Source organism: Shewanella sp. AC91-MNA-CIBAN-0169 (assembly GCF_040310165.1).
In the GTDB taxonomy this organism is placed as follows: Bacteria; Pseudomonadota; Gammaproteobacteria; order Enterobacterales; family Shewanellaceae; genus Shewanella.
This window is the reverse complement of the sequence record NZ_JBEOPM010000186.1, coordinates 1-242: the sequence shown is the minus strand read 5'-3', so window position 1 is coordinate 242 and position 242 is coordinate 1. Positions and strand designations below refer to the sequence as shown.

At 46.7% G+C, this 242-nt stretch carries 1 protein-coding gene; it reads right to left on the bottom strand.

Features of this window, described 5'->3' with window-relative positions:
- The coding region (locus tag AAEY98_RS22620) for a riboflavin synthase family protein (RefSeq protein WP_502959665.1) at window positions 1-242 on the bottom strand (242 nt) is incomplete at both ends.

Genomic DNA, 242 nt, shown 5'->3' with positions numbered 1-242 from the left:
AGCGTAATCGAACCTTTGGTCGCTGTATAATGCGCCAACGCTTGCGGTATTTCAATCTCAATATAGATAGAGCGCGCGTCTTTTTGCAATTTACACACGACGCCGACACCATCGACGTGACCGGCGACAATATGACCACCAAAACGGGTGGTTGGCAACATCGCCTTCTCTAAATTGATGATATGACCTGGTTTTAGCTCTTCTAACGCTGTATGCGCAATTGTTTCACGTGAGACATCAAC